Here is a 10,869-nt window from a genome sequence, read left to right as displayed (position 1 = left end):
TGGATGGCCTGTCGGCGCGGTGCCCCGGAGAGCGCGAGAAGCGCAGGGAACCGACTCGCGCCTTTGCTTCTCGCGAGTCGGCGGCATGCCGCGGGGCGCCCTTCCTTTAACATGGCCGATGTGCGTCGCATAGCCAAGTAATGCGGCCTCTCACCCCCCCTGCACATTCGCCAACCAAGCCACCCCCTCAAACCACTTGCCATACAGCGCGTCATAACTCCCATCATTCCGAATCTGATCCTGGAAATGATCCAGCCAGTTCAGGAAATCCGGATCGCCCTTGCGCACCGCCCAGCCCAGCGGCTCCTTGGTGAACGGCTCCTTCAAATGGACCAGTGAGTCCTTGAACTGCGCGATGTAGACGACGTTGAACGGCAGGTCGTAGACGAACGCATCGGCGCGGCCATTGCGCACTTCCAGCGCGGCATCCGCTTCGGTCTCGAAGGTCTTCAGCTTGGCCTTGCCGAGGAAGCGCTTGGCGGCGATATCGCCGGTGGTGCCGAGCTTGGTGGCGATGACGTATTTCGGGTCGTTGAGATCCTTGACCGACTTCACCGTGTCCGCGTGCTTCTTCGCCAGCAGGATGGTCTGGCCGATGGTGATGTAAGGCCTGGCGAAGTTCACCTGCAGATTGCGCTCCGGTGTGATGGTCATGCCGGACATCAGGATGTCGAACTTGTCGGTTAGCAGCGCCGGGATGATGCCGTCCCACTGGGTGTTGACGAAGCTCACCTTGACGCCCATGTAGCGCGCCATCAGCTTGGCCAGGTCGACATCGAAACCGATGATCTCGCCGCGCTTGTCGCGCATCTCGAACGGCAGGTAACCGGCTTCCAGGCCGACTCTCAGTTCGCCACGCTTGATGATCTCGTTGAGGGTCGATTTCTCCCAAAGCGCCTGATCGGCAGCATGCGCTGCGGGCGCGCCGAACAGACCGAGCAGCAAGGTGAACAAGGGAGCAAGCAGCAGGGCGTGGCGCATCGGCGGAGTGTCGGTTTCGGGTTCGATTCGAGCTTACATCGGCCGCTGTTCCGGCTGCCGCCGATGGGTCGCAAACCTCGCTGACAGTGGTCCGGCTGCGTTCGATTTGCGTCCCGATGTGCCCCAACGCTCAACGCGCAATCGCTGCCCGGTGTACTGCAAGGGGGCTAAGTCTTTATCCTTGTGGCTGATTCGGCCCGGTTTTTGCCGTCTTTTGAAACTTTCAACGCAGAACTGGTCTCCCAACCAGTGATGCAGTTCACGCCACCCGAGGCATTGCAGCACCCGGAACACTCGATCAGAGAGTGTCCGGCTTTCAATCCGGCAAGCCAAGGCTGCGCCGCGACCTACAAGGAATCAGGATGGACCTGTCCAGCGCCGCCGCCCCGACGACGGAATCCGCAAGCCCCGCCGGCTCGCACAACCCATGGCGCTTCTGCGTGGCACCGATGATGGATTGGACGGATCGGCATTGCCGCTTCTTCCATCGCCAGCTGACCCGCCACACGCGGATGTACACGGAAATGGTCACCACCGGCGCGCTGCGCCATGGTGATGTGCCGCGCCACCTGCGCTTCGACAAGGCCGAGCATCCGGTGGCCCTGCAGATCGGCGGCAGCGACGTGCCGCTGCTCGCCAATGCCGCCGAACTGGGTGCGGAATATGGCTACGACGAACTGAATCTGAACTGCGGCTGCCCGTCCGATCGCGTGCAGGACGGCGGTTTCGGTGCCTGCCTGATGATGGGCCCGAAGCAGGTCGCCGCCGGCGTGCTGGCGATGAAGAAAGCCAGCGGCCTGCCGGTGACGGTGAAGTGTCGCATCGGTGTCGACTACAGCGAGGACTACACCTTCCTGCGCGATTTCATCGAACCGATCGCCGAGACCGGCTGCACCACGTTCATCGTCCACGCCCGCAAGGCCTGGCTGAGCGGCCTGAGTCCGAAGGAAAACCGCGAGATTCCGCCGCTGCGCTACGACACGGTCTACCGCCTGAAGCAGGAATTCCCGTCGCTGACCATCGTCATCAATGGCGGCATCCACACGATGGATGAGTGCCTGGCTCATCTGAAGCAGGTCGATGGCGTGATGCTCGGCCGCGAGGTTTACGAGAACCCGTACCGGCTCGCCGAAGTCGATTCGAAACTATTTGGCGACACCCGGCCGGCGCCGACGCGGGTGGAAGTGGTCGATGCGATGTACGACTACATCCACGCCGAACTGGAAGCCGGCAACAGCCTGCCGCACATCACCCGGCACATGCTCGGGCTCTATCGCAACCAGCCGGGCGGCAAGCAGTTCCGGCGCGTGCTCAGCGAGCATGACGCCAGCCGCGAACCGGATTGGGACACCATCGAAGCCGCGCTTGCCGAAGTGGAACGGGCCGCAGCCAACGTCGGCAATCGCGCGGCCGCGTGATTCTCCTGCTGTCCGACCTGCATCTGCCGAACACGCCGTCGCCACTCCGCGAACGCTTTCTCGCTTTTCTTGCCGGCCCGGCTCGCGAGGCTGAAGCGGTCTACATCCTCGGCGACCTGTTCGAGGTCTGGATCGGCGATGCCGAAGGTCTGGCCGACTACCGCCAGGAAGCCTCGGCACTGCGCGCGTTGCGCGACAGCGGCGTCCGGGTTTGCTATCAACATGGCAACCGCGACTTCATGCTCGGTGCCGCGTTCGCGAAAGCGGCCGGACTGGAACTGCTGGCCGATCCGATCATCGTCGATCTGGCCGGCGAGCCGACCCTGCTGAGCCATGGCGACATCTGGTGCACGGATGATCTGCCCTATCAGCGCTGGCGCCGTTTTTCGCGCAATCCGGTGGCACAGTTCATCTACCGGCGCCTGCCGCGCGCCTGGCGCCAGAAGGTGGCTGGACAGGCGCGGGGCGATGGCACGCGCAACAAGCCGGCAGCGATACTCGACGTCAATGCCGATGCGATCCGGAACGCATTTGCCGAGCACGGCGTCGCCCGGATCATTCATGGCCACACCCATCGACCCGCACTGCACGTGCTCGATATAGACGGGCGCCGGGTGGAACGTCTGGTGTTGGCGGACTGGCAGCCGGGACACTGCGAGTACCTGCAGATCGACGCCAGCGGCCGGCAGCGCAAGACGCTGCCCATCACCGCATGAGCAGCGGAACGAATGATTACTCCGGCTGGCTATCGATGCGCGAACTCGACGAAGCGGCTGGCCTGGCCAAGGGCTCGGCGTTCCGCGCCTTCAAATCGATGGCCGGCGATCTGGCCGAGGGGACGGACTACGTCGTGCTCGATCACCGCACGGCAGAAGGCCTTGCTGCAAGCATGACCGTGCAGGGGCGGCTGTATCGCAGCTCGATCGCGCCGGTACTGTTGTCGGCGGCAACCGCGGCACGGGTTCGGTCGCTGATGACGGCTTCGCTCGGCTCGGACGTTCGGTAATTATGTTTACAGTTGTTTACATCACGGCAGCGGCCCGAGTAGGATGCGGCTCCCTTTAAGGAGCACCCCCATGAGCGCCATCGACTTCCTGAAGAAACTCCCCGCCGCGTTTGATGCCAGTGCCGCCGCCGGCACCGATGCCGTCGTCCAGTTCGCCATCTCGTCGCCGGCTTACCTGACCATCAAGGGCGGCAGCTGCTCGCTCGACCAGGGCACAGCGGCCAATGCCGACGTCACCCTGACGATGGAAGACGACGATCTCGTCTCGCTGCTGAAGGGCGATCTGAACGGCATGACCGCGTTCATGACCGGCAAGCTGCAGCTCGACGGCGACATGATGCTGGCGCAGCGCATGACCAGCTTCTTCGACGCTTCGAAGCTTGGCTGATCGGCAGCCGCCGAGCATGAAGACCCCGGACCGCGAGGCCCGGGGTCCTTTTTTTGAGCGGGCGTTTGTGCTCGAAACCCAAGCCGAACGTGGCAGCGAATATCTGTGTTTGCGGGCACTGCATCGCCCGCAATACGGCGCGATCCACGCCGACTGGCTGACCGCCGATGTCAGCCGCCGCATCGGAGCCGGCCGCAAGCAGGCGCTCGGCAAAGCGATCGGCCTGCACAAGCCGCGCAAGCCGGAAGACGGCCTGCTGCAGGTGCTCGATGCCACCGCCGGACTGGGCCGCGATGCCTATCTGATGGCGGCACTCGGCGCCCGCGTGACTCTGGTCGAACGCAATCCGACGGTCTGCGCGCTGCTGCGCGATGCCCTCGCCCGCGTGCTCGCCACGTCGGCGACCCAGGCGATCGGCGAACGCATCGCGATCATCGAAGCCGATGCCTGCGCGTTCATGGCGCTGCCGGAGAACCGCGCGGCTTTCGACGTCGTTCATCTCGATCCGATGTACCCGGACGATGGCAAGGCGGCACTGCCGTCGAAGGAAATGCAGATCCTGCGCGACCTCACCGGTGGCGATGCCGATGCCGACGAACTGCTGGCGCCGGCGCTGTTCGCGGCGCGTCATCGAGTGGTGGTGAAACGGCCGTCGAAAGCGCCGCCGCTGGCGGCTGTAGAACCTTCGCTGCGCTTCGAAGGCACGCAATTGCGCTTCGATGTCTATCTGCGCAACTAATGCTCGCCTAAGGTTTCAGGGCCGCAGCAAACGCAAGCGGATCGAACGTGATCGGCAGCTTGCGCAGCAGGGCGCCATCGCCATCGAGCACCAGCAGGCTCGGAAAGCTGCTGACCTCGTATCTGGCCATGAAGGCCGGCGCCTCGGCGGATTCATAGTCGATGCCGCTGAGCACGTAGCCGGCGTTGATCGCGGCTTTCACGGCCGGATCGCTGAACACCTCGGTGTGCAGGCGGCGGCAGGTCGGACACCAGATCGCGGAGAAATCAGCCAGCACCGGTTTGCCTTCGGCTTTGGCTTGAACCAGCGCTGCGGCCAATGGTCGAAACTCGAGTTCAGTCGCCGCCATCGCCGCGATGCCACGGCGGGTCTGGACTTCGACATTGACGAAATACAGCGCCACCGGCACCAGTGCATAAGCACCGTAACGCAGCCATTTGCGATTCATCTGCAGGTCTCTCTCCCCATTCCCACGCATTCCGAAAGCGGTAATCCGCTTCCGGTAATCTCGCGCCCATGAAACGCCTGATCCTGATCCGCCACGCCAAATCGAGCTGGGATTACCCGATGCTCGCCGATTTCGATCGTCCGCTGAATCCGCGTGGCCGTCGCGATGCGCCGATCATGGCGCTGCGGCTGCAAGGCATGCTGACGCCGCCGTTCCGGATGATTGCCAGCCCCGCCGTCCGGGCGCTGACCACGGCCCAGTTGTTCGCTGAAACCTTCGAGCTGCCGGAAGCGCAGATCCGCATCGAGAAGCGCATCTACGACGCCACGCCCGGTACCTTGCTGCACCTGATCAACACGCTGGACGAGGCCGATGACCAGGTGCTGATGTTCGGCCACAATCCGGGCTTCACCGATGTCGCCCGCCTGCTCGTCGACGGCCCGCTGCCGTTCATCGAACTGCCGACTTGCGGTGTCGTCATCCTCGGCTTCGAGGAGGAGCGTTGGCAGGACATCGTACCCGGCAGCGCTCAGGTACTGGCCTTCCGCTATGCCAAGGAAGGCCAGCAGTAGATCGGACTCAAGCGGGGACGAAATCCGATGACCAGTCCGCAGCCAGCCATGAGCGGCGCGACTGGGCAATCGCGCGGCGCGCGACCACGAGCGACGGCCGCTGCGCCTTCTCCTCAAGTGCTTGCCGTGCATTCGGCGGCGGCAGCAGATCGTTCTGCTGCTTGAAGCGCGGCGGTACGCAGATCAGCAGACACGGGCTTTCGCGCAGCGCCGAAGCGAACGAGGTGCGCAGCAGGCGCTTGCGCACCGCCGTATCGCGATCGACCACCAGCGTCTGGGCGCGGCACTGCCGCAGCAGCTTCGCCAGGGTGCGCTGGGTATCGCCGGTACCGATCTGGATTCGCACCCGCACGTCGTCGCCGACTCTCGCAGCGATATCGTCAAGACGCTGCATGGCCGCAGGCTCGGCCAGTGGCCGTTCGGAGTACAGCGCTTCCAGCATCAGGCCTTCGCTGACTTCGGGCAGCACGAACAGCAGATGCAGTTCGGCATCGCGCTGACGGGCCAGTGACGCGGCTTCACGCACGTGGTCAAGACGCGTTTCATCGCCGGTGATCCAGCAGGCGACGCGGCCACCGGTTTTCGGCAGTTCGGGCACTGCGTAGGTGTCCGGCAGCATGGTCAGCATCGGTGTCGTGACCTGGCGGAGCACCTCGGTGCGCAGGGAGCTGTGAAACGGGCGCGGCAGATAGGTGCGCACGCTGGGCGGCATTACCAGCATCGACTGCGGATGCTGGCTGCAGAACTCGGCGATGCCCGCCGCCGTGGCGCCGCTGAGCAGTTGCCGATCGCTGTGCGGATAGTGGGCGGACTCAGCGAAGAACGAATCCAGCGCGCGCGAAGCCTGCGCCTGCGCACCGCGGCCATGGACGTGCAGCAAGGTCAGCTTGGCCTGCAGCGAATCGACCCACTGCGCCACCATCGGAATGGCGGCATGGCAGGCCTCGGAAAAATTGGTGGCGAAGATCAGATGCGGGTTCGCGGTGTGGGACATGGGGGACATGGCAACTCCTGGGCAGACGGGATTGAGGGATCTGAGGGGATGGAAACGAGGCGGCGTCAGTAGACGAAGCCGTCGATGGCACGGACCTCGGGCAGCGCCTTGCGCTGGTCGAGCATTTCGCGAAGCGTCAGTTCGATACCGCGTGACAGCGCCGTCATCGGCGTGTCGTTGACGGTGTTCTCGAACGGGTCTTCGATGGCGCCGCTGGCGGTATCGATGGCGATCAAGGTGAAGCTGATCAGCGCCGACGCAACCGGCGTGAAGATGCCCAGGCCGGCGACCAGGGCCAGCGGCACCAACCAGCAGTAAGCGTCGACCAGCACCCGCGGCAGCGAACTGAACTGGCGCGGCAGCGGCGTGTTCTTGATCCGCTCGCAGGAGCCCTGAATGTTGGCCAGCGTGGTCAGGCTGCTGTCGAGCGAGCTCCAGCGCAGGCTGTCGAGCATGCCCAGCTCGCGCGCTTGCTGAAGCTGCTCGGCCATCCGCAGGGTCAGCGCGTTGGGAACGTTGCCGTAGCCGCGCAGCGCATCGGTCTGCGCGCGGCCCAGCACGCCGGCCAGTTCGGGAAACGGATTCTGCTTGCGCAGATGGCAGCGCAGGGCATGAACGAAGGCGATCTGGTGCATGACGATGTCGTTGCGCAGCGCCACCTGCTGAGGGTTGGCGGTATCGACATCGAGTGCAGTCAGCGCCTGGCGGGACAGTGCCCGCGAGGTATTGACCAGCTGGCCCCAGAGCTGGCGCGCTTCCCACCAGCGGCCATAGGCCGCATTGGCTCGAAAGGCCAGGAAGATGGTCAGGGCCGAACCGAGCGTGCCGAGCGGCAGCGCATCCAGAGACAGCCAGTGCCAATCGCCGAACACGTACAGCGCCGCCACTGCGCAATCGAAGGCCACCAGCACCAGCAGGCGCTTGTAGGTTCGCGGCCAGAGCCGCTGAAGAGGAATGCTGTCTCGAAGAATCATGGGAACACCCGAAGCAAGTCGTGGCGCCATTACAGGCCGAGGCGGCTCGCCTGTCTGCTATCGAAACGGCATCCGTCGTCGGCCCGGAATCGGCCGGACGATGCATCGAAGCTATCTTTCGATAGGTTCCGGAACCTCGTGATTGAAAGCCGATCTGAGCTTGAATCCGCCAGCCGAGAGTCGCCGCATGGAGCGCTTGAGATTGCCGTTCGAAATACGTGGCCAGGTGGTGAAACTGGGCTACGGCGCGACCCTGTGGCTGTCGCTGGCAATGCTCGTCCTGCTGGTCATCTCCGAATGGTATTCGCGCCTCGGCGTATCGCTGGGCCTGCTCTATATCCTGCCGGTGGTGCTGGCAGCCACGGTGCTGACGCGGCGGCAGATCGTCATGGCAGCGGTCGCCTGCGCCGGGCTGCGTGGTCTGTTCGTGATGAACGAGCAGACGGTCGAGCAGGCGCTGCGCTTCTTCATGGCCACCGTCGCCTATGCCGGCTGCGGCCTGCTGGTTGCCGAGATCAGCCGTACGCGGCGCATGGTCTTCGGCCACTACGCGCGCCTGCGCGCAGAGCAGCAGTTGCGCCGTCGCGCCGAACGCCAGTTGCGCCTGCTGGCCGAGAGCAGCCCGGCCGCGATCCTCACCGTGGCCAGCGATGGCCGCATCGTCGCCGCCAACCGCGCGGCGCACGAGATGCTTGATCTGGATCCGGGCCAATCACTGATCGGCGAACCGGTGCGCGGCTATCTGCCGGTATTGAGTGACGCCTTATCCGTCAGCGCCAACGTCGATGGCATGCGCACCTCGACCTCGACCTGGGGCCTGCGCGCCGACGGCAGCTCGTTTCCGACGACCATCTGGTTCTCGGTCTACGGCCAGCGCGAGACGCGGCATCTGGCGGCGATCGTGGTCGACGTTTCCGATGAAGTGCGCGAACGCGAATACGCGCACTTCCAGGATCTGAACAAGTACAACCGGCTGCTCGCCGGCGCGGTCTCGCACGAGATCCGCAACCTGTGCTCGGCGGCCAGCGTGGTCAGCTCCAACCTGTCCCGCCATCCGGCGATGCAGGACGATCCCGACCTCGCCGCCCTGCGCAGTCTGGTTCAGGCGCTGCTGGAACTGGCCTCGTTCGATCTGCGCAAACAAGCCAGCCCTTCGGTCAGCGAGACCAGCCTGCAAGCCCTGCTGACCGAGCTGGAAGTGATCATCGCGCCGGACTGGGCAGACATCGACGGCGAAGTTCACATCGCGGTGCCGCCGGATTTCCCGCCGGTGCGAGCCGATCGCCATGCCCTGCTGCAGGTGTTGCTGAATCTGGCGCAGAACGCTTTGCGCGCGGTCTCCGATCGGAGCCCTCGCCTGCTGCAGCTCAGCGCCCATATCGATGAAGGCCGCGCCGTGCTGCGCGTGCTCGATTCCGGTCCCGGCCTCGCGCAGCCGGAGCATCTGTTCCAGCCGTTCCGTTCGGGCGCGAACGGCTCTGGGCTGGGGCTCTACATCTCGCGCGCGCTGATGACTCATCAGGACGGCCAGCTTCGCCATGTACCGGGCGACAGCGGCTGCTGCTTCGAATTGCTGCTGCCGCTGGCGCCGATCAGCGAGACCGCTCATGGTTGAGGCGTCCGCAGCGATCCGGCTTTATCTGCTCGACGATCACATGCTGTTCCGCGAAGGCCTGCTGCGCCTGCTCGACGCTGACCCGCGCTTCGTCGTGGTCGGTCAATCCGGCTTGCTCGAACCGGGGCTGGCCGAGATTGCGCAACTGCGGCCCGATGTTGTGATCGTCGACTACGATCTCGGCGAGCACACGGCGCTGGACTTCATGCGCCGCCGCCCGCCCGGTGCCGGTGCCGCGCTGCTGGTCACCGCCGGCCTGCCCGAGCGCGACGCGCTGGAGCTGATCCGGCTCGGCTTGTCCGGCATCTGCCGCAAGGAAGTGTCACCGGACGAGCTGAAGGCCAGCATTCACGCCGTGGCGCTCGGTCAGGTGCTGATCGAGCAGCGCTATCTGCAGTCGATCGTTGCCGCCAGCACGGCACCCGATCGGGTCAGCTTCACCGAGCGTGAGCGCGCCGTGCTGCGCGGCCTGCTTCAGGGCCATTCCAACAAGCAGATCGCGCGTCAGCTGGCCAGCTCCGAAAGCGCCATCAAGGCCACGTTCCAGCAGCTGTTCAACAAGCTGGACGTGCGTTCCCGCAGCCAGCTGGTGATGGTGGTGATCCAGAGCTACGGCGATCTGATCTGATCAGGCCACGAAGTACTCGCAGAGATAGGCAGCCGGGCCGCCGACGGCGCGGACATCGAAGCCCGAATTGGCGCCCACTTCGAAGTAAGTGCCGGCCGGAAAATTCGCCCAGTCCGAGCCCGGCAGCTTGGCCTGCAGCAGGCCGCTGACCACAGTCATCCGTTCGGCCGCTTCGGTGCCGAAGTGGTATTCGCCCGGGGCGATGACGCCCACCGAGCCGCGCAGGCCGTTGCGCTGGTAACCGACGCTCTGCACGGCGCCTTCGAAGTAGCTGTTGTGCTTCAGCATGCTGCAATCCTCTGCTCGGTTGATGTGATCGACGATTCCCGGGCCGGCCAGCGATGCCGGGCATTGCCGGCCGGTGGGCGCGCATCCTGACGGCAGTCGCCGGCCTCGTGCAAGCGTCCGCCGCGCTCACTTGTTGCAGCGCGGCAAAAACTTGCGAATCTGGCGATAATCGGTGCGCGCACTTGCGCTGCTTCCACGCTCCGAGGCTTCGATGATCCGTCGTGTCGTGTTCAACCAGAAAGGCGGCGTCGGCAAGACGACCATCGTCTGCAATCTCGCCGCGATCGCCGCCTCGCGCGGCTTGCGCACGTTGGTGATCGATCTCGATACCCAGGGCAATTCGACGCAGTACCTGCTCGGCCCGCTGGCCCAGACTGCCGACCGCTCGATCGCCGATTTCTTCGAAGCGACCCTGAGCTTCTCGATCCAGTCGCCGCCGTTCGTGACCTACGCGACCAACTCTCCGTTCGAGAATCTCGACGTGGTGGCCGCCAGCACCCGGCTCGATGATCTGCAGGTGAAGCTCGAAGCCAAGCAGAAGGTGCAGAAGCTCAACCAGGCGCTGGACAAGCTGAAAGGCTACGACGCGGTGTTCATCGACACGCCGCCGGCACTGAACTTCTACAGCCGCTCGGCGCTGATCGCGGCGGACCGCGTGCTGATCCCGTTCGATTGCGACGAGTTCTCGCGCCAGGCGCTGTACACGTTGATCGACAACATCCACGAACTGCGCGCCGACCACAACGAAGACCTGAGCATCGAAGGCATCATCGTCAACCAGTTCCAGAGCCGCGCCAAACTGCCGCAGCGCGTGGTCG

The 10,869-nt window shown here is 64.7% G+C and carries 14 protein-coding genes; 9 read left to right on the top strand and 5 right to left on the bottom strand.

Features of this window, described 5'->3' with window-relative positions:
- Window positions 1–150: 150 nt before the first annotated feature.
- The gene (locus QZY06_RS01930; protein ID WP_295679477.1) at window positions 151–981 is read right to left on the bottom strand and encodes a transporter substrate-binding domain-containing protein; all 831 of its coding nucleotides are present in this window, start codon (window positions 979–981) and stop codon (window positions 151–153) included.
- Window positions 982–1,343: 362 nt separating this feature from the next.
- Here QZY06_RS01930 and dusA point away from each other — a divergent pair, with 362 nt between their 5' ends.
- From dusA to QZY06_RS01905, 5 genes are all read left to right on the top strand, one after another.
- Window positions 1,344–2,399 carry a tRNA dihydrouridine(20/20a) synthase DusA gene (dusA, locus tag QZY06_RS01925; protein ID WP_295679475.1) on the top strand — a complete coding sequence of 352 codons (1,056 nt, stop codon included), beginning with the start codon at window positions 1,344–1,346 and terminating at the stop codon, window positions 2,397–2,399.
- Complete coding sequence (locus QZY06_RS01920) at window positions 2,396–3,115, top strand: UDP-2,3-diacylglucosamine diphosphatase (RefSeq protein WP_295679472.1); 720 nt, start codon at window positions 2,396–2,398, stop codon at window positions 3,113–3,115. The genes dusA and QZY06_RS01920 overlap by 4 nt, the downstream gene beginning before the upstream one ends.
- Window positions 3,112–3,405, top strand: a complete 294-nt coding sequence (locus QZY06_RS01915) for a hypothetical protein (RefSeq protein WP_295679470.1) — start codon at window positions 3,112–3,114, stop codon at window positions 3,403–3,405. Before QZY06_RS01920 ends, QZY06_RS01915 begins: the two co-directional genes overlap by 4 nt.
- Before the next feature lie 70 nt (window positions 3,406–3,475).
- Complete coding sequence (locus QZY06_RS01910) at window positions 3,476–3,793, top strand: SCP2 sterol-binding domain-containing protein (RefSeq protein ID WP_295679468.1); 318 nt, start codon at window positions 3,476–3,478, stop codon at window positions 3,791–3,793.
- A gap of 67 nt (window positions 3,794–3,860) precedes the next feature.
- Complete coding sequence (locus QZY06_RS01905) at window positions 3,861–4,532, top strand: class I SAM-dependent methyltransferase (RefSeq protein ID WP_295679466.1); 672 nt, start codon at window positions 3,861–3,863, stop codon at window positions 4,530–4,532.
- Between the two features lie 7 nt (window positions 4,533–4,539).
- Here QZY06_RS01905 and QZY06_RS01900 read toward each other — a convergent pair whose 3' ends face one another.
- Complete coding sequence (locus tag QZY06_RS01900) at window positions 4,540–4,980, bottom strand: thioredoxin family protein (RefSeq protein WP_295679464.1); 441 nt, start codon at window positions 4,978–4,980, stop codon at window positions 4,540–4,542.
- Window positions 4,981–5,048: 68 nt separating this feature from the next.
- Between QZY06_RS01900 and QZY06_RS01895 the strand changes: the two genes are divergently transcribed.
- A complete protein-coding gene (locus tag QZY06_RS01895) occupies window positions 5,049–5,552 on the top strand; it encodes a histidine phosphatase family protein (protein WP_295679461.1) in 504 nt (167 codons plus the stop codon).
- Between the two features lie 7 nt (window positions 5,553–5,559).
- On the opposite strand, the gene QZY06_RS01890 is transcribed toward QZY06_RS01895, so the two are convergent.
- Both QZY06_RS01890 and QZY06_RS01885 read right to left on the bottom strand, forming a co-directional pair.
- Entirely contained in the window at window positions 5,560–6,555 is a 996-nt protein-coding gene (locus QZY06_RS01890) for a universal stress protein (RefSeq protein ID WP_295679459.1), read from the bottom strand.
- Window positions 6,556–6,611: 56 nt separating this feature from the next.
- Window positions 6,612–7,520 carry a bestrophin family protein gene (locus tag QZY06_RS01885; RefSeq protein ID WP_295679457.1) on the bottom strand — a complete coding sequence of 303 codons (909 nt, stop codon included), beginning with the start codon at window positions 7,518–7,520 and terminating at the stop codon, window positions 6,612–6,614.
- Window positions 7,521–7,662: 142 nt separating this feature from the next.
- Between QZY06_RS01885 and QZY06_RS01880 the strand changes: the two genes are divergently transcribed.
- The gene (locus QZY06_RS01880; RefSeq protein ID WP_295679455.1) at window positions 7,663–9,135 is read left to right on the top strand and encodes a PAS domain-containing sensor histidine kinase; all 1,473 of its coding nucleotides are present in this window, start codon (window positions 7,663–7,665) and stop codon (window positions 9,133–9,135) included.
- Window positions 9,128–9,763 carry a response regulator transcription factor gene (locus QZY06_RS01875; protein WP_295679454.1) on the top strand — a complete coding sequence of 212 codons (636 nt, stop codon included), beginning with the start codon at window positions 9,128–9,130 and terminating at the stop codon, window positions 9,761–9,763. The genes QZY06_RS01880 and QZY06_RS01875 overlap by 8 nt, the downstream gene beginning before the upstream one ends.
- Here QZY06_RS01875 and QZY06_RS01870 read toward each other — a convergent pair whose 3' ends face one another.
- Entirely contained in the window at window positions 9,764–10,051 is a 288-nt protein-coding gene (locus tag QZY06_RS01870) for a pyrimidine/purine nucleoside phosphorylase (RefSeq protein WP_295679453.1), read from the bottom strand.
- Between the two features lie 214 nt (window positions 10,052–10,265).
- On the opposite strand from QZY06_RS01870, the gene QZY06_RS01865 reads away from it, so the two are divergent.
- The coding region (locus tag QZY06_RS01865) for a ParA family protein (protein WP_367275537.1) at window positions 10,266–10,869 on the top strand (604 nt) is incomplete at its 3' end.

Origin of the sequence: uncultured Nevskia sp., assembly GCF_903885465.1 — a bacterium.
Classification (GTDB): Bacteria; Pseudomonadota; Gammaproteobacteria; order Nevskiales; family Nevskiaceae; genus Nevskia.
Note: the sequence above shows the minus strand (reverse complement) of the source record. Positions and strands in the feature narration are given on the sequence as shown.